The 25,429-nt window shown below is 35.7% G+C and carries 31 protein-coding genes; 10 read left to right on the top strand and 21 right to left on the bottom strand.

Annotated features, from left to right (window positions below):
* Positions 1–48: 48 nt before the first annotated feature.
* The 3 genes from Q5760_RS13705 to Q5760_RS13695 form a co-directional block, all read right to left on the bottom strand.
* The gene (locus Q5760_RS13705; protein ID WP_428908202.1) at positions 49–807 is read right to left on the bottom strand and encodes a TPM domain-containing protein; all 759 of its coding nucleotides are present in this window, start codon (positions 805–807) and stop codon (positions 49–51) included.
* Positions 807–1,322, bottom strand: coding sequence for a LemA family protein (locus tag Q5760_RS13700; protein WP_428912581.1), 516 nt, complete (start codon positions 1,320–1,322; stop codon positions 807–809). Before Q5760_RS13700 ends, Q5760_RS13705 begins: the two co-directional genes overlap by 1 nt.
* 580 nt (positions 1,323–1,902) lie before the next feature.
* Positions 1,903–2,352, bottom strand: a complete 450-nt coding sequence (locus Q5760_RS13695; protein ID WP_428908201.1) for a DinB family protein — start codon at positions 2,350–2,352, stop codon at positions 1,903–1,905.
* 166 nt (positions 2,353–2,518) lie between these two features.
* Here Q5760_RS13695 and Q5760_RS13690 point away from each other — a divergent pair, with 166 nt between their 5' ends.
* A complete protein-coding gene (locus Q5760_RS13690; RefSeq protein WP_428908200.1) occupies positions 2,519–3,307 on the top strand; it encodes a hypothetical protein in 789 nt (262 codons plus the stop codon).
* 46 nt (positions 3,308–3,353) lie between these two features.
* Here the strand turns inward: Q5760_RS13690 and Q5760_RS13685 are convergent, their stop codons facing one another.
* From Q5760_RS13685 to Q5760_RS13625, 13 genes are all read right to left on the bottom strand, one after another.
* Positions 3,354–3,821, bottom strand: coding sequence for a DinB family protein (locus tag Q5760_RS13685; protein ID WP_428908199.1), 468 nt, complete (start codon positions 3,819–3,821; stop codon positions 3,354–3,356).
* A 115-nt stretch (positions 3,822–3,936) separates the two neighbouring features.
* Positions 3,937–4,296: a group I truncated hemoglobin gene (locus Q5760_RS13680; protein WP_428908198.1), complete on the bottom strand. Its 360-nt coding sequence runs from the start codon at positions 4,294–4,296 to the stop codon at positions 3,937–3,939.
* 128 nt (positions 4,297–4,424) lie between these two features.
* Entirely contained in the window at positions 4,425–5,945 is a 1,521-nt protein-coding gene (locus tag Q5760_RS13675; protein ID WP_428908197.1) for a catalase, read from the bottom strand.
* 529 nt (positions 5,946–6,474) lie between these two features.
* On the bottom strand, positions 6,475–7,284 hold the full coding sequence (locus Q5760_RS13670; protein WP_428908196.1) for a glycerophosphodiester phosphodiesterase: 810 nt from the start codon (positions 7,282–7,284) through the stop codon (positions 6,475–6,477).
* A gap of 227 nt (positions 7,285–7,511) precedes the next feature.
* On the bottom strand, positions 7,512–7,766 hold the full coding sequence (locus tag Q5760_RS13665) for an NAD(P)H-binding protein (RefSeq protein ID WP_428912580.1): 255 nt from the start codon (positions 7,764–7,766) through the stop codon (positions 7,512–7,514).
* Between the two features lie 33 nt (positions 7,767–7,799).
* Positions 7,800–8,171 (bottom strand): DUF488 domain-containing protein, encoded by a 372-nt coding sequence (locus tag Q5760_RS13660; protein ID WP_428908195.1) that lies wholly within the window; start codon positions 8,169–8,171, stop codon positions 7,800–7,802.
* Between the two features lie 76 nt (positions 8,172–8,247).
* Positions 8,248–8,760 (bottom strand): N-acetyltransferase family protein, encoded by a 513-nt coding sequence (locus tag Q5760_RS13655; protein WP_428908194.1) that lies wholly within the window; start codon positions 8,758–8,760, stop codon positions 8,248–8,250.
* Between the two features lie 181 nt (positions 8,761–8,941).
* Entirely contained in the window at positions 8,942–9,394 is a 453-nt protein-coding gene (locus Q5760_RS13650) for a hypothetical protein (RefSeq protein WP_428908193.1), read from the bottom strand.
* A gap of 2 nt (positions 9,395–9,396) precedes the next feature.
* The gene (locus tag Q5760_RS13645) at positions 9,397–10,221 is read right to left on the bottom strand and encodes a DUF3100 domain-containing protein (protein WP_428908192.1); all 825 of its coding nucleotides are present in this window, start codon (positions 10,219–10,221) and stop codon (positions 9,397–9,399) included.
* Positions 10,222–10,264: 43 nt separating this feature from the next.
* Positions 10,265–11,443: a M20 family metallopeptidase gene (locus Q5760_RS13640; RefSeq protein ID WP_428908191.1), complete on the bottom strand. Its 1,179-nt coding sequence runs from the start codon at positions 11,441–11,443 to the stop codon at positions 10,265–10,267.
* A gap of 648 nt (positions 11,444–12,091) precedes the next feature.
* Positions 12,092–12,286, bottom strand: coding sequence for a hypothetical protein (locus Q5760_RS13635; protein WP_428908190.1), 195 nt, complete (start codon positions 12,284–12,286; stop codon positions 12,092–12,094).
* Positions 12,287–12,471: 185 nt separating this feature from the next.
* On the bottom strand, positions 12,472–12,939 hold the full coding sequence (locus Q5760_RS13630; protein WP_428908189.1) for a CD3072 family TudS-related putative desulfidase: 468 nt from the start codon (positions 12,937–12,939) through the stop codon (positions 12,472–12,474).
* Positions 12,929–13,504 carry a CD3073 family putative ECF transporter S component gene (locus tag Q5760_RS13625; RefSeq protein ID WP_428908188.1) on the bottom strand — a complete coding sequence of 192 codons (576 nt, stop codon included), beginning with the start codon at positions 13,502–13,504 and terminating at the stop codon, positions 12,929–12,931. The genes Q5760_RS13630 and Q5760_RS13625 overlap by 11 nt, the downstream gene beginning before the upstream one ends.
* A 299-nt stretch (positions 13,505–13,803) precedes the next feature.
* On the opposite strand from Q5760_RS13625, the gene Q5760_RS13620 reads away from it, so the two are divergent.
* Complete coding sequence (locus Q5760_RS13620) at positions 13,804–14,955, top strand: glycosyl hydrolase family 18 protein (RefSeq protein WP_428908187.1); 1,152 nt, start codon at positions 13,804–13,806, stop codon at positions 14,953–14,955.
* 121 nt (positions 14,956–15,076) lie between these two features.
* Positions 15,077–15,502, top strand: coding sequence for an OsmC family protein (locus Q5760_RS13615; RefSeq protein ID WP_428908186.1), 426 nt, complete (start codon positions 15,077–15,079; stop codon positions 15,500–15,502).
* Between the two features lie 76 nt (positions 15,503–15,578).
* On the opposite strand, the gene Q5760_RS13610 is transcribed toward Q5760_RS13615, so the two are convergent.
* Together Q5760_RS13610 and Q5760_RS13605 are read right to left on the bottom strand one after the other, a co-directional pair.
* Positions 15,579–16,109: a chromate transporter gene (locus Q5760_RS13610; RefSeq protein ID WP_428908185.1), complete on the bottom strand. Its 531-nt coding sequence runs from the start codon at positions 16,107–16,109 to the stop codon at positions 15,579–15,581.
* Positions 16,106–16,666: a chromate transporter gene (locus Q5760_RS13605; RefSeq protein WP_428908184.1), complete on the bottom strand. Its 561-nt coding sequence runs from the start codon at positions 16,664–16,666 to the stop codon at positions 16,106–16,108. Before Q5760_RS13605 ends, Q5760_RS13610 begins: the two co-directional genes overlap by 4 nt.
* A gap of 211 nt (positions 16,667–16,877) precedes the next feature.
* On the opposite strand from Q5760_RS13605, the gene Q5760_RS13600 reads away from it, so the two are divergent.
* Both Q5760_RS13600 and Q5760_RS13595 read left to right on the top strand, forming a co-directional pair.
* A complete protein-coding gene (locus Q5760_RS13600; protein ID WP_428908183.1) occupies positions 16,878–17,459 on the top strand; it encodes a TIGR00730 family Rossman fold protein in 582 nt (193 codons plus the stop codon).
* 144 nt (positions 17,460–17,603) lie between these two features.
* Positions 17,604–18,176 (top strand): biotin transporter BioY, encoded by a 573-nt coding sequence (locus tag Q5760_RS13595; RefSeq protein ID WP_428908182.1) that lies wholly within the window; start codon positions 17,604–17,606, stop codon positions 18,174–18,176.
* Between the two features lie 25 nt (positions 18,177–18,201).
* On the opposite strand, the gene Q5760_RS13590 is transcribed toward Q5760_RS13595, so the two are convergent.
* Together Q5760_RS13590 and Q5760_RS13585 are read right to left on the bottom strand one after the other, a co-directional pair.
* Complete coding sequence (locus Q5760_RS13590) at positions 18,202–18,699, bottom strand: DinB family protein (RefSeq protein WP_428908181.1); 498 nt, start codon at positions 18,697–18,699, stop codon at positions 18,202–18,204.
* Positions 18,700–18,904: 205 nt separating this feature from the next.
* Complete coding sequence (locus Q5760_RS13585) at positions 18,905–19,990, bottom strand: metallophosphoesterase (protein WP_428908180.1); 1,086 nt, start codon at positions 19,988–19,990, stop codon at positions 18,905–18,907.
* Positions 19,991–20,482: 492 nt separating this feature from the next.
* Here Q5760_RS13585 and trhA point away from each other — a divergent pair, with 492 nt between their 5' ends.
* Positions 20,483–21,121, top strand: a complete 639-nt coding sequence (trhA, locus tag Q5760_RS13580; RefSeq protein WP_428908179.1) for a PAQR family membrane homeostasis protein TrhA — start codon at positions 20,483–20,485, stop codon at positions 21,119–21,121.
* A gap of 192 nt (positions 21,122–21,313) precedes the next feature.
* Positions 21,314–21,556, top strand: coding sequence for a DUF1450 domain-containing protein (locus Q5760_RS13575; RefSeq protein ID WP_428908178.1), 243 nt, complete (start codon positions 21,314–21,316; stop codon positions 21,554–21,556).
* Positions 21,557–21,594: 38 nt separating this feature from the next.
* Here the strand turns inward: Q5760_RS13575 and Q5760_RS13570 are convergent, their stop codons facing one another.
* Positions 21,595–22,518, bottom strand: a complete 924-nt coding sequence (locus Q5760_RS13570) for an AEC family transporter (RefSeq protein ID WP_428908177.1) — start codon at positions 22,516–22,518, stop codon at positions 21,595–21,597.
* A 195-nt stretch (positions 22,519–22,713) separates the two neighbouring features.
* Between Q5760_RS13570 and Q5760_RS13565 the strand changes: the two genes are divergently transcribed.
* The 3 genes from Q5760_RS13565 to Q5760_RS13555 all read left to right on the top strand — a co-directional run bounded on the left by Q5760_RS13565 (position 22,714) and on the right by Q5760_RS13555 (position 25,417).
* A complete protein-coding gene (locus tag Q5760_RS13565; RefSeq protein WP_428908176.1) occupies positions 22,714–22,854 on the top strand; it encodes a hypothetical protein in 141 nt (46 codons plus the stop codon).
* 155 nt (positions 22,855–23,009) lie between these two features.
* Positions 23,010–24,464, top strand: a complete 1,455-nt coding sequence (gene dacB / locus Q5760_RS13560; RefSeq protein ID WP_428908175.1) for a D-alanyl-D-alanine carboxypeptidase/D-alanyl-D-alanine endopeptidase — start codon at positions 23,010–23,012, stop codon at positions 24,462–24,464.
* A gap of 164 nt (positions 24,465–24,628) precedes the next feature.
* Complete coding sequence (locus tag Q5760_RS13555) at positions 24,629–25,417, top strand: HpcH/HpaI aldolase family protein (RefSeq protein WP_428908174.1); 789 nt, start codon at positions 24,629–24,631, stop codon at positions 25,415–25,417.
* Positions 25,418–25,429: the final 12 nt, after the last annotated feature.

Here is a 25,429-nt window from a genome sequence, read left to right as displayed (position 1 = left end):
AAAAAGCCTAGGATTTATAGGGATATCCTAGGCTTTTGAAATTGCTGATTACCAGCCACGACTAGCGCCACCTCCACCAGAAGATCCTCCACCTCCGCCGCGTGGACCACCGTTGCCACCTCCTCTACCGCCTCGAGAAATAATGGAAAGCAAAATATGAGTGAGAAACCCTCCGAAATACTTAAAGTCAAGAAAAAGAACAATAGCAACAATAACCAAAAGTAACCAAGATGGAATTCCAATTCCTTCGTCTGTTGATTCTACAATTGGCTGTTGAATGGGTTGTTGACCTTCTTCAATTCCGTATTCCGCTAAGACCTCATTTGTTAACACTTTATATGTTTCCATGATGGCTAAATTCGCTTCATTATTTTGTAAATAAGGAATGGCGAAGTCATCCAAAATACGCCCTACTTTTCCATCAGGAAGTCTACCTTCTAAACCATATCCAACTTCTACTCTTACCTGTCTTTCATTCATTGCAAATACAAGTAGTACACCATTATTTGATTCTGCACTCCCGATTCCATATTGGCGAAAAGCTTCGAGGGCAAACTCCTCAATACTGCGATCATAGATGGTTTCAACGGTTAGAACGGCAACTTGAGCAGAAGTTTGGTCCTCTAAGCTTCTGCCAATTCCTATAAGCTCCAACCGCTCTGCTTCCGTTAAGGTAGAGGCAAAATCCTGTACATAAATATCACCAACAGGAGCGGGTATTTGAAGGTCTTCAGCAAATGTTAAACTACAAAATAGGAAAAAACTAAGACCTATTAGTAAAAGACTGAAGAACCGCTTCATGACCATTATTCATTGCCTCCAAAGTCAACCTCTGGTGCCTCCTGTGCGCTAGGGTCTGCTTCATAATATTCTTTTGCATCAAATCCAGTTATGTTGGCAACAATCACACCTGGAAATCTCTTTACCTTTCGATTAAAGACAGCCACTTGATCGTTATAATCTTTACGAGCCACCGCTATTCTGTTTTCAGTTCCAGCCAATTCATCCATGAGCTGGGTAAATTGCTTATCTGCCTTTAAATTAGGGTAATTCTCAACAACAACCAATAAGCGGCTTAATGCACCAGTTAATTCTGCATCTGCTGTTGCCGTTTCTTCAGGTGAATCAGCACCCGCTAGTCTTGCCCTGGCATCTGAAATTTCCGTTAAAACCTCTTCTTCATGAGAAGCATAGCCTTTAACAGTATTGACTAGGTTTGGAATTAAATCCAACCTTCTTTGTAACTGTGTTTCAATCTGTGCATACGATTGATCCACATTTTCCTCTGCATCCACAAAACCATTATAGCTCGACATAATCATTACGACAAAAACAACAATGGCTGCTACAACAATCCCAATCCCTAAAGTGCTTTTTTTCAATTTTGGACACACTCCTTCCTGCTTTAGTATATATCTTTTACGATATTACTTTCCAGTTATTACAAAAAAGGGATACAAAAAAACTCCAATTTCTGGAAGTTTTTTTGTTCCCTGCTAAATTAGGCGTTTCCTGGAGTGGTTTGTGTTGCCGTTGTTATGAATGGGTTTAAGGTGATTCAACATGTTGAAATTGATGATCGAAATAGGATGGTTATTGGAATTCCCATTTTACTTACCGTTGGTGCGGTTGTATGACCAAAAGAACTTTTAAATAGTGTACCAGACTTTGCCGACTATATTCTTTCGTCTGGAACTGCTGTTGGAGCGATTGCGGTATTAATTCTTAATTTAATTATCCCTGAAGCAAAGAAAAAACGACTCCTGTTAATCAGGAATCGTTAACTTAAGAAGTATAAAGAGTTGCCCTTTGGTTAGGCGTCTATCACCTAATGGGGCAGCTTTTTTTATCCCATCTTAACTAACTGTCAATAGGGGTTCCCCATTGATGGTTAGTTTTACTTTATTGGGCTTGCGCTGCCTTCAATAAAGTATGAATTTGCCCCGCATGGGTTAATTCATGGTACGCTGTGAAATAAACTAATTCACCATATGTATGATTTCCAAGAACAGGTTCTGGCAATTGATTTTCGAACTGGTCATTTGGTAATTCTTTTATTCGTTCCAATTGACTTTTAAGTTGTTCAACGAGTGTTTCTACACTAGGAACACCTTCATTCCATGCAGATGGTTTTGAACCATAACCGAAATATTGATTATATTGGGCCGGTAGTTGACCATTTTCTCCAAATAAGAATAATTCAGCAGAGCTTAAAATATGCCCTAATTGCCAACGAACTGTATTTGGTAATCCTTTAGGTTGAATATCAAAGACTTCTGGTGACACTCCTTCTAAATCCTTAAAGATGCCTTCCCTAGCAAGTATAAACTGCTTTATGACTAACTTACTCATTTAAGTATCTCCTCCTATCTTTATCTTAAATTATCATTCATAATAAGCAAATTTGCAAACTTTTGATGTTCATTACGAAAATATTTCATTAATTACGATTTCCGTACATGTTCTCTCAAAGGCAAGCATAAGATTTACTGTTGAATATAAGTAAGAGGTGACGAATATGGAACATAGGAGTTTGCTTCGACTGTTTGGCATTTGTTCGTTAATTGGTGGTTTGTTGATTGCACTTTTTCAGGTTTGGTTTTATTTAGACCCTATCTCCTTTGTAGCCACTTACTTTGATCATGTTGGATGGGCATTTATAACGTTTGGATTCATTGGCTTATACCTCGTTCAATATCGCCAAACGGGTGGGTTGGGATTTTTTAGTTTTTTAATTCTTTCTCTTGGTTTGTTTCAATGGCTAGGTTACAAGTGGTTTCTAACATTTGCCGCACCTGATTTAAGACGAAGTGTCCCGGAACTATTGGATTCTGGACTACAATCTGTTTTTTACGGAGTAGAGATGTCAAATTATTTTCTTCAGATTAGTTTTTTTCTATTTGCTGTTATCACCTTGTTTAAAGGGGTTCTATCAAGATTTGGGGCATCCCTTTTATTAATTGGCTCGGCAACTGCCTTTAATGCACAAATGGAAGAAATCATTTTTTACAGTCCTCTTGTTCCACAGGTATTAATTGGTCTTGCTTTTGCGTGGCTCGGCTACTCCCTACTTCGATTAGCGCATGATGAACATACATATGAAAATGATGAGCAAAAGGAAGATATGGCTGATCAGGGACAACAAGAAGTTAATGAAAATTTGGAAGAGGATCCAGTTTCGACTATCGATAAAAATGTAGAAGCTTCAGTAACTCATACTAATGTAGAGGAACCCCTTGAATCAGAAATAGAAACAGATGAGACTCCAAATTTGGAAGAAAAAAGGCAAGAACTGAGTGCTACCTAATAATAGAAAAAGCTGAAATTCTAAATTTGAATTTCAGCTTTTTCTATTATTTAGATTCTACAACTGATGTCGCAATCAACCGTTTCATCGTATGAATTTGTCCGTAATGGAATGACTCGTGATAGGCTGTAAAACTGACTAATTCTCCAAACGTTGAAGCTCCAAATTTAGGTTCTGGTAAAACTTCTTCGAAACGTTCAGTTGGGATTTCTTCTATTCTCTTTAATTGTTCTTTTAATTGATTTAGTAATGTTTCCACACTTGGAACTTCCTTCGACGACCAGTCTGAAGGTTTTGTTCCACCTCCAAAAAACTCTTTATAATTCTCAGGTATTTGTGTTTTCCCTTCGAATAAGAAATTCTCTGAAATAGTCAATATATGACCAATATGCCAATGTATCGTATTATTAAATCCCTTTGGCTGAATATCTAAAATTTCAGGTTCTGTGGCCTCAATGCTTTTAAATAATCTTGAACGAACAAATTCAAACTCGAGTTTTAATGCTTTGCTCATATGTATTCCTCCCCATAAATATTTCTCCTCTACTATTATGTAATATTTCGAATCTTTGAGCAACAAAAAACAACCTATAAATTTAACTACAGGTTGTTTTTTGTCAAATTTAATATTATTTATTCAAAATATCGTCCTTAAGGGTCGCTACTTTTGTTAAAGCTTCATCAATATCCCCTTCTGAAATTCCAAAATGGGCAAGTGCATCATGTAAATGGTGAACAATTGCTTGAAAATGATCTTCTTGTAAGTTCATTCCTTCATGTGCTTTTGCCATTGATTTTCCTGAATATTGGTTTGGACCACCTAATGCAAAACTAATAAACTTCGTCTGATGACTACGTTGTTTCTCCATATCTGTATGTTCAAAAAATTGCCTAACGGTTTCATCCTTTAAGACCAAATCATAAAAATAATCGACCACTTTTGAAATCGATTCTTCTCCACCAAACTTTTCATATAAAGACTGAGACATATATTCATCCTCCTATTAAAAATCCTTCCTATGTATTTTTGCCAAAATAGGGTGACAGGCACCATCCAATATTTAGAAAAGAATATTAAAAAACTTCCTTTAAAATAAAGGAAGTTTTTGTGAGAGTGTTATTCAGTTTTTGAGGCTGCAGCTTCTATTTCATTTAAATGAATACCAAGTGCTTTTGCAACGCCTTCACCATAGGAAGGATCAGCTTTATAGCAGTTATTAATATGTCTTAATTGGACTTCTTTCGTTGTACCTTGCATGTTGCGGGCAGTATTTTCAAATAATCGTCGTTGCTCTTCTGCTGTCATCAATTTAAATAATTTTCCTGGTTGTTCGTAATAATTATCATCATCATCCCGGAAATTATAGAAATCGACTCCTCTTGATACATCTAGAGCTGGCTCCTGATGTTCTTTAGAATCCTGCCATTCACCGTAACTGTTCGGAGAATATGACACTTTTCCTTCTGCAGGGTTGAAAATTCGCATGGCTCCATCACGATGGTAAGGGTGGAAGTTTTTCACTCCTTTAGGATAGTTAACAGGAATTTGCCAATAATTCACACCTAAACGGTAACGTTGTGCATCACCATAGGAGAATAGACGTCCTTGTAACATTCTGTCAGGTGAGAAACCGATTCCAGGAACATGATTTGTCGGCGCAAATGCTGCCTGCTCAACTTCAGCAAAATAGTTTTCAGGATTGCGATTTAATTCAACTTCTCCAACTTCAATAAGTGGGAAATCTTTTTTGTACCATACTTTTGTTAAATCAAATGGATTATATGGGTGTTGTGAAGCTTGTTCTTCGGTCATCACTTGAATATACATTTTCCATTTAGGAAAATTACCCTTTTCAATTGATTCAAGTAAATCCCTTTGATGACTTTCACGGTCTTGACCAATCAACTCAGTTGCTTCTTGATCGGTAAGGTTCTTAATTCCTTGTTGTGTAACAAAATGAAATTTGACCCATACGCGTTCGTTATTATCATTAATTAAGCTATAAGTATGGCTTCCGAACATATGCATATGACGATAGCTTGCAGGAATACCACGGTCACTCATCGTAATGGTAACTTGATGAAGGGCTTCAGGTAAAGACGACCAGAAATCCCAGTTCGCTTGTGGATTGTGCATATTGGTTCTTGGATCCCGTTTTACCACGTGGTTTAAATCTGGGAATCTCTTTGGATCTCTAAAGAAAAATACCGGTGTGTTGTTTCCAACTAGGTCCCAGTTCCCTTCTTCTGTATAGAACTTCATCGCTGTACCACGAATATCTCGCTCTGCATCTGCAGCTCCACGTTCCCCCGCAACGGTTGAAAATCGGATAAACATTTCTGTTTTCTTTCCTACTTCAGAGAAAATCTTTGCTTTCGTATATTTTGTAATATCGTTCGTAACTGTAAATGTTCCATATGCGCCAGAGCCTTTTGCATGCATACGTCTTTCAGGAATCACTTCACGGTCAAAATGAGCTAATTTTTCAAGGAACCAAACGTCCTCCATCACTAAAGGTCCGCGTTTTCCAGCTGTTCTAATATCATCATCGTTTGCTACTGGAGCACCAAAAGCTGTTGTCATTTTTTGTGGTTGAGAATTATTCTCATTCGAATTCGAATTATTTTTTTGATTCATAATCATACCTTCCTCTCTTTTTAAGAAAATATTAATCTATAATAATTACAATATCATAATTACTTTTTTATTACAAAAGAAAAGAACTTATATTTTTATTAAAATATATTCATCAAAATCGTTGTTTATCGTATACCTGTTGATCTTAACGTTAGAAAATTCTGTATTTCATTTGGGTAGGTTATTATCATTTACAACTTATAATTGATAATAACCTATCCGGTATTTAAAGGAGAAATAAGAGTTAATATTTCATTACTGACATCTCCAATCGCATGTATCTGATAGGAGCCAATAAGAATCGTAAATGATAAGCTGGTTTTGCTGGTTTCTTCCCTTGTTTATGAAAGTTGAGCATACAAAGCGGATACTGCTGAAAAGGATAAGCTTTGTTACACCTAAGATCTCCCCATATCACAAAGAACTCTGCAGATTAAAATCTGCTTATTCAAAGTGTATACGATCCTACTCCTGTTAGTAGACTCATTAACAAAATAGATACCTGAAATTGAACAGCGGATTATGAAAATTATATAAAATCAGGAAAATCTGTTACAATGGCCTCAAGGTTATGACTTTTCATATATTCTGCGATGCCACGCTTTTTTACAGTCCAGGAAGCTATTTTCATGTTATAATTATGGATTTTTCGGACTAATTCTTCTGTCAAAAGGTCGTATCTTGGATTAAAATAATCGGCGTAAGTAGAAAATATTTCTAGTGCTTGTTCAGATGTATGTGCTTTATTAGCGGTAAGAATACCTATGGGGATTTTAGGGAGAAGTTTGTTCATTTTTTTCATAGATTCAAAATTAAAGGATTGAATAATGATATTTCCATTTTGATCAAGTCTGCGTTTTTTTAGTATTTTCGCAACAGTCTCTTCAATACCAGGATATAATTCAGGAGATTTTAATTCGATAAAGATTCCTATTTTTTCAGCATAACGATCTAGTACCTCTTCTAACGTAGGGATTTTTATTCCTGTAAAATGTTCACCCTTAAACCGACCAGCATCTAATGAATATAATTCTTCGTACGTTAAATCTTTTACATACCCGACACCATTGGTAGTCCGATTCACGGTCGTATCATGGATCACAACTAATTTTCCATCTTTACTTCTTTGTACATCAATTTCAATATAATCAGCATTCATGGTCACGGCCAAATCAAAGGCAGCTAATGTATTTTCAGGTGCATATCCTGAAGCACCACGATGGGCAACAATTTCAGCAGGACTGTTTGAGTCCGTTGAGTTTGGATGAGTACCTAACAAAAAAAGATAAATCGAGATACACAAACATAAGCAAAATAATCCAAAAAAGGATTTCTTCATTATCTTCATCTCCTTTTCAATTAAGACTCTATAGGAAATGATACATTTTTCATGTTGATACATCTTAACAAGAACTTGTGAATTTTATGAATGAAGTAAAAAAGAAATAAATTATATTAAAAAATGATAAATTGTCTGATTTCAATGCATAAAAAAAGAAACCAGTAAAACACTGATTCCTCATCAAGAAGATAACATTCATTATTAAAGCTACATTCAAATTAGGTTTATCGCCTCTTCCATGTTTGATCAGGTCCTGTATGACCACCTGAACCAGCGGTAAAAACAATCGCATCACTGTCCTTAATGGAGCGGGCAATATTGTCTACAGAAACTTTTAAATCAGCTATGGCTGTTGCGATTCCCATTTTAGCAAAAGTTTCTGCCTGTTCTGCTTTTCTTACCATGGCTCTTCCAGTATGTATAGAACTATTTTGTAGAAGATTCATCAAGATTCTCCCAATTTGACCATTGGCTCCAATAACCTTACTCTCATTTTCTTAGCACTCTCTTTTTTAACTTTCTGCCATTTTCCGAATTATTTCTTCTTTTAAGACTACAGCATGATTATAAACAGGATCCTTTGCCCCATATAACAATGTAATCCTCTTTTTCTCTGCTAATTGGCATAATTGAGATAGCAATCGGGACTTTTGCCCATCATGACGCAATTCTGCTATATACTTTTGTTTAAATTCCTCAAAAAGCTCTGGCTTATGACAAAACCACTTTCTAAGTTCACTGCTTGGAGCAATATCTTTTGCCCACGTTGTTAGTTTTGCATCTTCCTTGCTTATACCCCTAGGCCATAAACGATCAATTAAGATCCGTTCACCATCCATTTCATCATATGGTTCATAAATGCGTTTTAATAACAAACGATCCATCATATCACCTTCTTCTATTATAAAATTTATGTACAATTAAAAAAATGCGTTCCATATTAAGAAATGCACAACTTCATCATTTTTCCAGCGGATTTCTAGGACCAGGTAAATCTAATTGATAAAAGGCCAAATCGAGCCATCTATTAAACTTGTAACCTGCATGTTGAATGGTTCCCTTATGTTGAAACCCTAGTTTTTGGTGTAAATAAATACTGACTTCATTTGCTGCATCTATACCAGCAATCAACACCTTATATTCTCTTTCAGTAGCAATTTTTATTATTTCTTTTAATAGAGCGATTCCAATTCCTTTTCCTTTTGATTCCTTAGACACGTAAACTGAGTGCTCAGCACTATATTTATATGCTGCCCAATCTCTAAACGGACCATAGGTGGCAAAACCTACTACTCTTCCTTCTTCTTCAAAAACCAATACCGGAAAATTCCCTTCCACTTTCTTCTGGTACCAAGCCATTCTATCTTCTATAGTGTGTGGGCTATAATCATAAACAGCCGTTGTATTTACAATCGCATCGTTGTAGATCTCCAATATTTCGCTCATATCTTGAACTGTTGCTTCTCTAATCATTCTGTCTTTTACCTTCCTAAAACTATATTTCGATTCTAATTAACTTTATCAAAAAATGTTAAAATTACAACTGGATTTAAGTATGAGAGAATTTCCATTTAATGTAAATAAAAAACAAGGCGCATCATAACACCTTGTTAAAAGATAGAACCAATAATTTATTTCCTACTTACATGATCAATTAAATAATGCCCTGCCAATGAAGGATCACTTCAGCAATGATAGCAGAACCAAGATAGGTTCCCAACAAGACACACATTCCGACCACGATACTTCTCCAGCCTAGTTTTCTAAAATCTGCCCAAGAACGTCCGATCGCAATCCCTGCATAAGCAAGTATTGGGGTACAAATCGCAAGCATATTCACTTCTGAAGTCCACTCTATCACTTTTTCGGCACCTGGTACTCCTGGAATTGAAACAATAATCGCAATCAATGAAATATATGCAACAGCAGGTATTTGGATTGGGATGATTTTTCCGAGAATTAATCCGACTAATGAGATTAGTATTAAAACGATCATGCCTGGAATGGCCTTAACGGGCATTATATTATACCCAACCCAGTTACCAATCAATGTAATGGCTCCGACGATTGCTAACACCATTATCCATTCTTGTATATGTTTTAACATAATTAGCCCTCCACATCCGCTTTAACATTTGATTTTGATTTTCCCTCTTTTAATCGAATGAGAATGGGATATAGTTTTTCTGTTAATGGTAGCCCGATTAATAAACTGACATATAGCCCGATTCCAGTAGATAACAAATTACTTGCACCCGCTAAGGCAAGTATGTCCGATTCTAATTGTGGAAATGCCGCTACTAAGGAACCACTTGACGCAGCCATCATACTACCGCTACCTACTCCCGAAGCCATTGCAAATGAAAGGGGGTGCAGCGGTGTGACACTAGATAAAATACCGGCAATTAAACCCAAAAATATCGCTCCAAAAACGGTACCAAAAATGTAAATAGACATGACGCCTCGACCTTCAGGAGAATTGAGTCCATATTTGTCCATAATTAAAGCGACGTTTGGTTCACGTGCAATCGAATGAGTCATCCCAATGCTTTCTCGTTTTAAACCTAAAGCAATTGCTACAGGTAAGGCAATTAAAATGGTTCCGAGGTTTCCTAGTTCCTGAAGGATTAATGCCGGTCCGACTTCTATAATTGTTTGGATAGAAGGACCAATCGTTACCCCGAATTTTGCCATTAACAAACTGACAGCTAAAAAGATAAGAGATTCTGCATTTTTTGATTGTTTTTCCTTTACGATCGGTGTGAAGTAAAAACCTAAACCAATGACAATTGCATATAACATTGGTAAAAGCGTGATTACACCGACTCCAATAGATATAGATAAGGACCCAATCCATTCCGTTCCAATTACAATAGCTAATACAAGTAAATGTAAACGAGGATCCTTCCATAATGAATATTGTTTTTCAGACATGTTATTGCTCCTTCTTAGATGAATTAAAAATTTATTAATCTAGTTAACTATGTTTTTTCATATATTCAATGGTAGCGGCACCTAATACTTGTGCAGCGATTAATAAGGCTTTTTCATCAATATCAAATTTTGGATGGTGATGTGGGTAAGAACTTTCTCTATCTGCCTTCTGGGCACCTGTAAAGAAAAAGGTTCCTTTCACATGCTGTAAATAGTAGGAAAAATCTTCTCCACCCATTTGTGGGGGATATTCCTTCACAGAATCAACCGCAGGAGCCATTTTAGCCACTTGTGCTAGAAATTCAGTTTCCTCTTTATGGTTGACTGTTGCTGGGTATCCCCTTGTATAAGTATAGGTATAGTCTGCATCTGAAACCAAGCATGTCCCTTTCGTAACACGATCGATTTCCTTTTCAACAAACTCACGTACATCTTCTTTAAATGTTCTTACCGTACCTGTCATTGAAACTGTATCAGCAATAATGTTATAAGGGTTTTTCGCTTCGATGGAACAAACGGAAACCACGGCTGTATCAAGCGGACTGACTCTTCTGCTTACAATTTGTTGTAAATTATTAATTAATTGACCTGCAATGACAATGCTATCTTTCGTAAATTCAGGTTGAGAGCCATGACCGCCATACCCTTGAATTTTTATATCAAAGCGGTCAGGTGCAGCCATAAATGGACCAGTTCGATAACCAATCTCCCCTAAAGGACATGTCGCCCATAGATGCGTTCCGAAAATCACATCGACTCCATCAAGACACCCGTCTTTAATCATATCGATTGCACCACCAGGCGGTACTTCTTCTGCATGTTGATGAATAAAAACAACGGTGCCTTGCAAGTCCTCTTTCATTCGATTCAATACTTTTGCCAGTCCAAGTAATGTAGCAGTATGTCCGTCATGTCCACAAGCATGCATGATCCCATCGACTTTTGACTTATACGGAACATCATTCTCCTCTTGAATAGGCAGTGCATCAAAGTCTGCTCGTAAGGCCACAGTTGGACCCAGTTTTCCTCCTTTAAGAGTTGCGACAACTCCTCGTCCGCCAACACCCGTACGGACTTCATGACCTAGTTTTTCATGGAACTCGGCTATATATTTTGGAGTTTTGACTTCCTGGAAGGATAATTCTGGATGTTGGTGAAGATATCGTCTAATTTCTACCATTTCCTCATATTCTTCTTCTAATAGTTGATATAATTTTTCCATTATGTCATACCTCCTTAAGTTTTAATTTTGGAAAAATTTTAAACGTCCAATCATACTCATTTCGATATGTCCCTCATTATACGTATAATTTTTATTTTCCGTCAATAACATTTTATCTGGATTTCTATTGGTGACATTTTAAAAAATGTTCATCAGAGTAATACAAATGTGCTTGAAATAAGGAATTTTGCTATTTTGCCAGTATAAATTCAAGAAAATAAAAAAATAATAAATACTTTTCTGAAATAAAAAACACCTTATGAAATCTAACGAAATCATAAGGTGTTTCTTCTTATTTTCTAATCGCCTTCCAAGCAATCCTCGATACTTTGTAGCAATTCTGGCGTTTCTTCAAATTCCATCTTCTGTTGTTTGAACAAAAACCTCTGAAACAAGTCCGCTGCCTGTCAAATAATACCACTCTTATCAGCATTTCCTAGATCTTCTTGGGCAAAAGTTAAAACGTTACACCCATACTCTATGTATCTATATGGAATGAATGTTCATTCAGTTTTACTACTATATTATAAACAGCTAATTAGTAAAATATATTTTGTCAGTTAAATAAAAATGTCCTTTCCACGTGTATTATGAAGAGTTAACTGTAGAAAGGACATCATATACGAATGTTCAAGTTCGTCGTCATTTTCATCGTTTAAATCGCAACCATTTATTCAATAATGAAAAGCGATTTTTATCAATAATTTTCAATTCTTCCATGACTAACTTATCTTGGCGGTCTGTTATCCAGTTTGTTAGCTCTTGCTTATCATCAAATTGGGTATAATAGGTTTCTCCGCCTTTTCCGACAGCATTGACAACATACCTACACTGCTTCGCCATAGTTCGCTTAATCCACCTTTTTTTGTGACTTAACTTCTTACAAATGGATTATAACAGGTTTATAGAAATCGTAAAGACCTTTTTATAAATTATTTTAGTAAAAATTGTTAATTGATTTTTTCAAAGATTTTTCATTCATATTAGCAATTAGAAACGATGCTTTATCAGGCTCTTCTATCATCACTTTAACTAGTAATGTAGTGTTTATTACTATTAAAAATTGGTTTTGTATCATTTGGCAGATACCATCTCTTTTCAATTGAGATTTCATTTTCTTCCATAAGCTTGGTTAGTTCCTCCATAAACACGCCTCTTACTAGATCACATGATGGGCTGCTTTGAATCCCCAATATGCCAGTAATACGATACCCGCAACGATTATATTCTTTAAGTTGTTCGACCATTGGCTGTAAAATCCTTTTACAATGGCTGCGATAACCCTTATGATCATATTCCTCATAGGTCATAGAAGGACGCCCTAATCCAAGAAATGTAAATTCTGGACAAGGGAGCTGGACGACTCCAACCCCTTGCTCATTCATCCATTTCACAGCGGAGGGGATCGCCCCTAATGCTCTAGCCTCCCCTTCAATAACGGTATTTTGGTTTAAAATACAATGAGAAACAAGGATGATTTCCTTTTTACGCTGCATTTTGTTTATTTCCTTTGTACATCTTTGTAAAGCTTGGCAATTTAGAAAGGATAAAGACTACAAATAAACATGTTACGATTTTGTCAACGAAGTTACCGGTAATTCTTGAAATGAAAGTTGAAGCAAATACACTTTCACCTGTAGCTCTTAGCCACAATACGACGATATCCATCCCGCTTCCATCTAAACCCCCAGTTAAAGCAATTCCAATTGGTGTTCCGATAAGTGGTGCAACAATGGATAAAATAAGTCCGGTAATTAAAGCGACATACCACTTAGTGAAATTAAATTTTATTGCAATGAACCCTACAACAAGTGCAACTGCTACATTTACAATCCCAAAGAAAATCGCTGTTGGAGAGGTCATTACTCCTAATACAACGTTCGTTAAAATTCCCACTAGTGCTCCCCACCAAGGTCCAAATAATACAGACATCAATACGGTTCCAATTGTATCCAAAAACAAAAGAGGAATTTTTAATCCTGACACAGCTGTTCCAAGAACCACATTTAAAACTATACAAATGGCTCCATACGTTAAAATTAGTGTTTTACTTGTTTTCATCTTAATGTCTCCTTAATCATATTGAAAATCTATTATAATAGTGTTTGTAACGTTTTCATTATATGAGATTCATATCGTTTTTGAAATTCAATTAATAGATAAAAGGAATATGTACCCATCGTTTCTGTAAATAGAAAAAGTTTTCTTAATACTCTTTATCTTTAATTGTACCTATCAAAATATAATACGTAGGCAAGATTTCCCCTACACATTTTGATTACTTAAAATTACCATCTCCTTACTATCTCCTATTTTGATAAAATGACAATATTATAGACTTTACAAGGAGGAATACATCAATGAAAAAACATAAGCTCCTCCTATCATTCCTTATTTTGATCACTTTTTTTGGAGGGTTTTTCGCTGGGATTTTATTTTCTAATAACAACAAACAGGTAGAACTAGCAGAAGAAAAGAGTGAGACGTCTAAAAAGCCAGGACATCAAAGGGGTAATCCTGAATGGATTGAACGAGAGGAAAAAGAAAAAGTCTTGATCGGCTATGTCCAAGATTTTCGCGATCCAAATACAATGGATTATTCCGATTTAACTCATATTATCTTCTCCTTTGCACATCCGACAAAAGATGGACAACTTTTAATGAATGGGGATTCCGCTCTAAATCACTTGAGAACAACCGTTGAGATTGCTCATAATCAAGGCTCCAAAATAATGTTAGCTGTTGGGGGTTGGTTCCATATTCAAGGTGGTGAATCCTATGAATATTTTAAAGATGCGATTAGCCAACCTGCCTCAAGAACCAATTTAGTGAACAATTTAGTAGATATGGTTGTTCGGGAGAATCTTGATGGAATTGATATTGACTTTGAACATCCTCGAACAAATGAAGACGCGCAAAATCTTGCTGCTTTTACAAAAGAACTAAGTGAGATGTTACATCCGGAAGGCAAAGAACTTTCAATTGCCGTCAACGCCAAAGTCCATAGCGTAGCAGGTACTGAAATCAAACAAGTGGTTTATGAACCAACCATGTTTAACTTCGTAGATCATGTCAACATTATGGCATATGATGGTCAATGGGATGGTGAGTATAACGCTGCCAATTTGTCCCCATATTCACATAATAAAAATATCGTTACCTATTGGTCTCATTTATTTGATAAGCATGAAATTTCTAGAGAGAAACTTGTGTTAGGCGTGCCTTTTTATGCTCAACCTGAAGACCCCAATAGTAAGCAGATTTCTTATAACACCATAATTAATCAGCATCCTGAGAACTCAGCGAAAGATATTGTCCATATAAATGGGATCACCTATCATTATAATGGTGAAGAAACGGTACAGAAGAAAACCAAGCTAGCCCTAGATCATGGATTTGGTGGAATGATGGTATGGGAGATAGGGCATGATTCAAAACAAGATCGTTTAATTACTGCTATATCTCATGCAATTGAATATGATTCCCGGTACACCATAAAACAGGATGGATAACCACTTTGAGAGGAGGTCACAGCCTTCTCTTTTTTTTGGCTCTTTTATAGAAAGAAAATCATAGAATTTCGCTTATTTATTTTTATTTGCTAAAATATCTTTTAAGAAAGGAGTCGATTAAATGGAAGCAAATATTAAATGGGAAGAAAATATGACTTTCTCTGGTATTACAATATCAGGTCAGAAAGTTAAGATGGACGCTGCTGAAGAAGTGGGAGGAAATAATTCTGGTGCCAGACCAACAGAACTCTTGTTATATGGACTTGCTGGCTGTACAGGTATAGATATTATTTCAATTCTAAACAAAATGCGTTTAAACCCTACCTCATTTGAAATGGACGTCAAAGGAGAGCGTGCGGACGAGCATCCGAAACGATTTACTAACATACATATTCATTATGCCCTTCAAGGAGATCTTCCTGAACAGAAGGTAATACGAGCCATTCAATTGTCTAAGGATAAATACTGCTCTGTTTCCCATTCCTTAAATGCAGAAATTACAGCAAGCTATTCCATCAACGGTGTTAAAGGTGAAAATAATCTTTAAAATCGGATGTAAGAAAGGCCGGATTCGTTAAAAAACGATGATCCAGCCTTTCTTTGTTCCTGCTATTTATAATGTACTATGTTAAAAAGAGTGCTCCAAACACCAAACCTCCTACAATCACATAGGCTGGATGTATCTTCCATTTTTCTAATAAGAATAGGGTTAATAATGCAATAAACACCGTTTGCCAAAGTCCATTTAATTGATAGGATTCGTAGAAAAAATCATATGTTAGTGTTGCCATTAATATAGCAATAGCTGGTAAAACGACTTTAGATAATCTTTTTACCTTCGGAGAATTTTTATAATGATAAAGGATACTTAATAAGATCACCATTAACAACAACGATGGAGCAACCGTCGCAATTAAAGCTACAATTACCCCTAATACACCGCCTACTTCAAATCCGATATATCCTGCGATTTTCGTCGCAATTGGACCTGGTAAACTATTCCCTAACGCAAGAATTTCGCTAAATTGACTTGTTGTCATCCAACCATAACGATTGACCACCTCGTGCTCAATTAATGGAATTGAAGCAGGGCCACCACCATATCCAACAATGCCAGGGATTAAAAATGCTAAAAATATGTGAAAATAAATCATAGCCCCTCACTTCTACTGTTATCCTTAATCGGCAATACCATTGCACCTATTAATAAAATACCTATAACCACACCTGGATGGATTTGTAGGATAACGATCGTGATAAAACTAGCTACAAGTAGAAGATTGCAATTTGTCCATCCCAACCAGCTTTTTGCCTTTTTTAAAAACCCCCATGTTAATAATCCCATCATCACCCCTACAATCGGTACGATCGCATGGGTCATACCTTGAACACTCTGATGATCTTTAAATTGATTAAAGGAGGATAATAAAAATAACATAAGAATAACCGTAGGTAAAATGAGGGCTATTAATGCCACAAAAAGACCGCTAATTCCACCAACTCGGTATCCAATATAACCTGCCATTTTGGTATTAATGGGTCCTGGTAATGTATTTCCTAATGCTAAAACATTGCTAAACTGCTCATCATCCATCCATTTATATGTTTTTACTACTTCTTTATGTACAAGAGGAATTGAAGAAGGACCTCCACCAAAGCCTAGCATTCCGGAACGAAAAAAGGCTATAAATATATCCACATAAAGTTTCATTTTATATACCACCTCTAGTTTGCTATAAATCCTTATTTGTAGTATATGTATCTTTTTCGTTTTAAACGATCGCTTTATTTTAAGGAAACTATACTTAAACCGCTCTTCATTTTCGTTTCTTGTAGTGTTTGTCGAAATAAATTATAGATCTAATAATTCTTTAACGCTCTAAAATATTATATAATAAGGATAACTGTCTAGGAGGGAAAGAATGAAAAGTATAGCCGTTTTTTGTGGATCTCGTGCTGGTTCTTCTGATTTATACAAAGAAGGTGCTAAAAAATTAGGTCAAGAGCTTGCAGCTCGTAATATCCAACTGATTTATGGTGGATCTAGTGTAGGTATGATGGGAGCTATTGCAAATGCTGTATTGGAATCAGGTGGAAAAGTAATTGGGGTAATGCCTGATTTTCTTGATAACAAAGAGCGTTCACATCGAAATTTAACTGATTTAATTATCGTTCGTTCTATGCATGAAAGAAAACAAAAAATGAGTGATTTGGCAGATGGATTTGTCGCTTTACCTGGTGGTCCTGGAACGTTAGAAGAGTTTTTCGAAATATTCACATGGGCACAATTAGGACTTCATCAAAAGCCATTAGGTATATTAAATATTAATCATTATTTCGATCCTCTTGTTTCTATATTTAATCATATGGCCAATGAAGCCTTCATGGATGAAAAGTTTCGAGCAATGGCTTTGGTCGATTCAGAGCCGAGAGGGCTACTTGATCAATTTCAAGCGTATCATCCACCTAAAGTGGAAGTCTATTTAAAGAGCAATAATACGTAATCGGAAAAGACCAATAAAAAATTGGTCTTTTTTAAATCTTTTTTGTTAACTAAATTAAAATAATGGTTGACAATAGAACGGACAGTATTTAAAATCAATTTGTAAATATAATTCGATATTTAGTTAACATATGGAGGTATTAATATGACAAAGGAGCAAATTAAACTACGGTCGATGATTATGATTGCATTATTTGCCGCTATTATTGGCGTTTTAGCTCAAGTGACAATTCCACTTCCTCTAGTTCCAATCACTGGACAAACATTGGCGATTGGCTTAGCTGCAACTATCTTAGGAGCTAGAAATGGTACATTATCAGTTATTTTATATTTGATTATTGGATGTGCAGGAGTTCCAGTATTTGCTGAATTCTCAGCTGGAGTTTCAAAATTAGTGGGTCCAACTGGTGGCTTTTTGATTGGTTTTGTTCCACAAGCATTTTTAATGGGATTATATATGGAAAAATTCGGATTTAATCTAAAAAATGCTCTAATTGCTAACATTTTTGGGATGTTTATTACTCTTTTCTTTGGAACAGCATGGTTGAAAATTTCTGCTAATTTATCATGGACAGCTGCTTTTGCAAGTGGTTTTACCCCGTTTATCTTAGTTGGAATTCTTAAAGCGATTATCGCCTCTTGGGTAGGAATTATCGTAAGGAAACGTTTGGTATCTTCTAAATTATTATTCACTGAAAGTACAAATATGGCTAATTAGGGACAGGTTTACCTGTCCCCTTTTACTATCTAGATGAGGAACGCGGTACATCTCGCAAATATTGAATATAATCAGTTGATGTCCCCTTACATCCATTCTGTCTAATCATCGCTGCAATATTTCCACGATGATAGGTCCCATGATTTGCAAGATGATGTATGATGTCATCAAATTCATTTTCAAACGTTGTTCCCTTTTGATTTTGGTACACAATTTTTCCAAGTTCCACATAATGCTCATCGATTGCGTCTATTAAAATCGGATAAAGGTCATTAAAACTATTTTTTGCATGTTCAATGGAGTGAAATTCAGTTACACTCTCATCTAAAGCTAATAGAGGTAAACATCTTTTAAACCAAATTCGATGAGCCCTATAGATATGATAAAATGTTTCGGATATTGTTGGGAAAACACTGTCCAACGTCTTATGGAAAATATCTTCCTGAATTTGATCAATATGTTCTAATAGTTTTACATTAGCCCAATGATCATATTGAAGTAAATGAATACATGGATCTTTCATGATACTCCTCCCCTATTTGTTCAAATGTCCATATTTTTTTATTATAACCTTATCTTCTTGATTTTGTGAATTTTATAATATTTATTAGAAGTCATTTCATTGAGTTAGTTTGTGTAATTTTTGAAATAGTTTACTTTAATTTTTTTATGTAAACTATTGGTGATGAGTCCAACCAATAAATTTTGATTGACCCGCTTCGCTAAAATTAATAGTTCAAATTTATCATCAATACTTCTGAACGACTGCCGATGCGCAATGGCGGTCCCCACGTTCCATATCCGGACGATACAATGGAATGAAGTCTATCTTTTTTCAAATAACCCCAATCATTCTCAAATAATTTTTCAGTAAATAGGTTAGCCGGTGCCAACTGTCCATTATGTGTATGACCTGATAATAATAAGTCTACCCCTGCATTTTCGGTCTGATCTAGTTCTGTAGGTTGATGATCTAGCATGATAATTGGTTTGGTTTCATCTAATCCTTCCGTAAGAGAATCACTACCTTTACGATGATCTTCAGCAAGATCCTTTCTACCAATCAAGTAAAACTGATTATTGATTAGCGTTGCTTCATCACGTAGGAAATGAATGCCAATGCGTTCTAATTCTTGTTGGAGCTCTTCTAGGTCCTCTCCATAAACATCATGATTACCTGAAACCGCATAAATCCCTAATGGAGCCTGTAAGTTTATAAAAATCTCCAGCATATTCTTTTCTATGAATGGTTCAATATGATCATCAATTATATCACCAGCAAAAAGAATCATATCCGGTTTTTCCTCTTTTGCAATCTCCACTAATTTCTGTAAATGAGTGGTACCAACAATCTCTCCTAGATGTAAATCGGAAGCCATCATTATTTTGACAGATGATGATTCGGTTTGGTTCGATAAAGAGATATCGTAATTTCGTATAATTGGGTTCCAAGCATTATAGGAACCTAGTATAAAGATGAAAGTAATGATAGCCAACACTCCGGAACCGATCCAAAAAATTCCTCTTTTTTTTAATAAGTAATATAAAAGATTGGCAATGGGGAATAAAATAATGCTATACCCTATAACCCCCATCCAATATCCGCTCATCCATTGAAAAAATGACCATGATGTTCCAAATTCAATAAAGATAGACATCGCTAACATAACGAAGAATCCAATATAAATCTTCTTCCCTTTTCCTTTTAATGTTGTAGATTTGAGCCAGACCCATCCGTTGTATCCAATATAAAAGCATGTAAGAAAATAAACGAGAATGATGATTGCGGCAAACAATATAAATTTAAAAGACATTAATTCACAAAACCTCGTTTCCACCTTATGTGTATAAATCATAATCTACAATGGTTGTCAGTACTATAATCCCATTTCAATTACTCTTATACTAATAGATGCTAAAATACGTGTCCAATGTTAAGGGTGATTTCAATAGTGTTAGGTCATTTACTTACTTTCTAAGTACCGGTATACTGGGATTTTTCCAAAAGGATAATAAATTTTTTTATTGATTTTGTGCTACTGTTGATTGTAGTGGTAGGCACGAAGACTCTTGCGGGAGAAGCGAAAAAGGTAAGGTGTTGGACCTGAAGTGCCAGGCGGCTCAATTGAAGCTGTGCGGAAAGCGAAGTGCTTGAAAAGGAAATCAACACCCAAGTTTAACAGACCATTTATGAAAGTATTACATTCATCACTAGTAAAAGAAATTGGAAAGGCCTATAATAAGATTTCTTCAAACCAATGCTATCTGATTTGATGCATTAGCATGCTAGAAAGAAGGGAATTACTATGGCGAATACGCATATTTTTTCAAAAGAAGAAGAACTCTCGAACTCAATTACACATGGAATTGGAGTATTATTAAGTATTGCAGCATTGGTCATTTTAATTGTTTTCGCAGCCCTATTTGGAAACGTATGGCATGTTGTTAGCTTTACCTTATTTGGGGTTACGATGTTACTTTTATATACTTCCTCCACTCTTTTGCATTCGTTTAAACCTGGGAAGGCCAAAGACTTTTTTGAAATTATGGATCACTCTTCCATCTATTTCTTTATCGCTGGGTCCTATACCCCGTTTTTATTAGTTGCGGTACAAGGAGCTGTTGGATGGACGCTATTCGGAATTGTTTGGGGACTGGCTATTGGTGGAACTATTTTTAAATCTTTTTTCGTAAAAAGATTCTTGTTTTCTTCAACCATACTATACGTCATCATGGGATGGTTAATTGTTTTTGTTTGGAATGATTTAACTGCAAACGTTCATCCAACTAGTTTACATTTGTTAATCATTGGTGGATTATTATATACAGTTGGAGCTGTATTTTATATTTGGAAATTATTTAAACACCATCACGCAGTATGGCATGTATTTGTACTAGGTGGTACGGTTTGTCACTTTTTCTCTGTGCTTTATTTGCTGCCTTAGCAACAAATTTTCTTGTAAAGAGGTTTAATCATTGATTAACCTCTTTTTTATTGGCATGAATGAAACAAAAATATTGTGAAAAGTTATTTAATATTTTAATATAAATATAAACATAGTGATAAGATTATATTTATTTAGATTTAAATAAGTAATATTTGTAAACGGTTAAATAATGGTTTTGAGGTGATGAGAATGGAAAGACCAACGATTTGGTTTTGTGAAATTAATTTAGAAAACGGAGCACGAAAAGCTAGGGAGACTCTTGAAAAGGACCCAAATTTAAATGTCATTGGTTATGGTTGTCTTAAAAGATGCAAAAAATGCGACCTGAAATTATATGGGGTTGTTAATGGAGACGTAATTGAAGCTGATGACTCTGAAGAATTAGTAAAAAACATTTATGAACACATTGATAAAAATATATTAGTAGGGTGACAGGTTTTCCAAATAATGGAAGGTGCCTGTCACCTTTTTTACTGAACAAGTACAATGATAAATGGTAAAAGGAAAAATGATATCAATGTGGTCCAAAGGATACATTTTGTTACGATTTTTGGTGAAGCATTGAACTTTTCGGCTAATATTCCTGCATTGACGGCTACAGGCATACAAGCAAGTACAAGTAACACCGAGTGTAAAATTCCATCAATAGGTAGAATGGATAAAGTGGCTAAAGCGATTAAGGGAGCTATTAGTAATCTCATCCCCATCCCTGTCCAAAAAGTAGTTCTAGTGCTTCGTTCTAATTTCACCGTTTTCACATTCATCATTTGAATTCCTAATATTGCTAAAACAATTGGTGAGTAGGCATTTGCAATCATGGAAACACCGCTTGCAATTCCACTCGGCAATTCACCGCCTAAACTGCGAAGTAATATCGCAAAAATGGCGGCGTAAATCGCTGGAAGTGAAAACACGGATTTGATTGCACCTTTCATTGTAAAATGAGAACGGGCGGCAAAGTATACTCCAATCGTATTTACGATCACCATTTGAAGGACAACATAAACAGATGCCTTATCAAGCCCTAGTTGTCCAAATGCAAGTAATATCAATGGAATTCCATAGTTTACACTGTTTGTAAAAGCTGATATTAGCGTTAATCCTGCAATGTCATTTGATGGTAACTTCAATAGTTTTCCGATTAGATTAGCCGCTGCCCAAAGCAGCAAAAGATTAGAGATAGAGAAGCTAAAGGTTAAATAAACATCTTGACCCGAAACTTCCGCATTGATTAACGTGTCAAAAATCATAGCTGGTGTTAAATAATATAAAACAAGCGTCAGTAACGGTTTAATTTCTAACTGCTTATAACGGCTCAAAAGCGCCCCAGCAACAACTGGAATGGCTAATGGCACGATAACCCCTAGCAGAGTCGAAAAAAGGCTTTGAATCATATCGGTATTCCCCACTGTCCGAAAGTATTATAAAAATATTTTAAATTATTACTATAAAATAACTTTTTTACATTATACTATAATTTTCCTTTTATTTGTCTAAATAATATACTGAATTACCAAAATCTACCTTCAAGTCCTTTCTGAAAATGAGCAATACTATAGAAGATAAATACTTCAATTAGGAGGATCTTTATGTCAAAAAATAAACAAACTCCCTCATCACAAGTGGATCAAAAAAAATTATTGAACGACAAAGTAAAGAAAAGTAGAGCCAATGGTTTTGAGGATGATCACGTTCGTCGAGTTACTTCAAATGGAGCGGATGGCCAGTAATACACAAGTATAAGAAATACCAAAAGCAGTTGCAGTAATATAATCTGCGGCTGCTTATAGGCGTTCATTCTATTCTAGTAAATACGAGGTGTAGATACGTGTTTCAAATACAACGTTCAATATACTACTTAATATTTTTTATAATCTATTTAATCATGCCAAATGTGGTCAATGCCACCCCTCCCCTTCCTAACGAACAAACCGTTATGAAGCAATCTCTCCCCTTTGCAGCAAAACTAGATTCTATCTTAAAAAGTGAACTGTTGTTTGGGACTTCTAGTTCAATTAGTATTCGAAATTCTGAAACGGGTGAAATTATTTATTCTTCGTCTGGTGATATGCAATTACATCCTGCCTCTAATTTAAAGTTATTGACAGCCTCTACAGCACTTGAAAAATTAGGTGCAGATTACCAATTTTCAACTGAAATATGGACAAACGGAAAAATCAAGGGAAATACTCTCCAAGGAGATTTAATCGTAAAAGGAAAAGGCGATCCAACTTTAATAAAGGAAGATCTTGATCAATTTGCAAAAGACTTGTTAGCTATGGGAATACATAAAGTTAATGGTAATTTAATCGCTGATGATAGCTGGTATGACCAAATTAGACTGTCCCCTGATCTCGTTTGGTCAGATGAAACCGAAGCCTACGGAGCCCAAGTATCTGCATTAACTCTTTCCCCTGATCAAGATTATGATACAGGGACCATAATCATCGAGGTAAAACCAGCAACAAAGTTTGGTGATCCTGCATTACTTACGCTCACACCATCAACTGATTTTGTCAATATTATTAATCAAACCACTACTGTTAAAAAGGATGGAACTACAGGTATCGATTACGAACGTGAGCACGGGACTAACCAAATTAAAGTAACGGGAACAATCGCAATAGGAAGTCAAACTAAGAAAACTTGGATCTCGGTCTGGGATCCTACCTTGTATTCTTTGCATGTATTTAAACATTCCCTTGAGGAGAATGGGATCAAACTAAACCTGGATCTTAAATTTAAAATAGATGATACACCTCATCATGCTGTATTACTTACTCATAAGAAGTCCATGCCTTTGAGGGAACTCATCGTTCCATTTATGAAATTAAGCAATAATGGCATAGGTGAAACACTCACAAAGGAAATGGGGAAAGTGATAAATGGAGAAGGAAGTTGGAATAAAGGAATAAGCGTTATCAAAGAAACCCTTCCCCATTTTGGTGTAAATGCAAACTCGGTCAGTCTTCGAGATGGCTCAGGCATTTCCCATAAAAATTTAATCTCAGCTAATCAACTGACTCAATTGCTATATAATGTTCAGGATAAAAAGTGGTTTCCTGAATTCGAAAATTCCTTACCAGTCTCAGGAATGCCAGAAAAATTAACAGGTGGTACATTACGAAAGCGGTTGACAGAGGAGCCATATAAAGGAATGGTGAAGGCAAAAACAGGAACATTGGACGGAGTTTCCACCCTTTCAGGATATCTTACAACCAAAAACGGGGATATTTGGATCTTTGCTATTATAATTAATAACTTTATGGGGAAATCCGAATATGCAAAATCAATTGAAGATGAGATCGTAAAAACTCTAGTACAGGATGAAGGTCGTTGATTCTTTTAATGGACGATTTATTAATAGAAGATTTCGACTTTTATATAAAACCATGTTATAAATGAATAAAGGTCTATTATTCTATTACAATAGTAATTCAAACCAACACCATGATGAAACGGATACATAGTGCCCAAAATTCACATGTAAAAAGAGGGATTTTTATGAGAAAAAATACTTTAAAAGAAAAATTACTTCAAAAAAAAGCAGTATTCGGTACATGGATTATGACCAATAGTTTGGATAACGCAGAGATAATTTCTCACTCTGGAACTGATTTTATTATGATTGATGCAGAACACGGCTCAATGGATCTCCAATCAGCTGGAAATATGGTATCTATTATACGAGGTACGAAAACAACTCCCCTGATTAGAATTTCAGGTCACGAAATGTCTCAAATTAAAAGAGGATTGGATACGGGCGTTGCAGGTGTCATGATTCCAATGATTAACACAAAGGAAGAAGCCCAACAGGCAGTTAGTTTTTGTAAGTATCCTCCTGTGGGCGTCCGTGGTACAGGTGCAGGTAGGGCCGTTTTATTTGGAGCTGATGCTGAAGAATTTGAGGATTACTATTCACAAGCCAATGAAGAAGTTTTAGTGATTGTTCAAATTGAGCATTATAAAGCTGTAGAAAACATTGAAGAGATCCTTTCCGTTCCTCATATCGACATCGCTTTTGTTGGACCCTATGATCTAAGTACCTCTATGGGACTACAAGGTCAGTTGAATCACCCAGAGATTCAAAAGAGTTGTGAAAAAGTAATAGAGGCTTGCCAAAGACATCAAGTTATACCAGGAATTATGACATGGGAAGATGGAATGCAGCAGCATCTTGACATGGGATTTAAATTTTTGATCGGCGGGATTGATGGGGCTATTCTTTATAACGGAGTTAAAAAACTAGTAAATGACTTTAAGAATTTTAATCAAAAAGAAATAGAAGTCTAAAAATAAATCTTT

It is taken from the genome of Niallia sp. Kr1 (assembly GCF_050389805.1).
Classification (GTDB): domain Bacteria; phylum Bacillota; class Bacilli; order Bacillales; family Cytobacillaceae; genus Bacillus_BD.
Note: the sequence above shows the minus strand (reverse complement) of the source record. Positions and strands in the feature narration are given on the sequence as shown.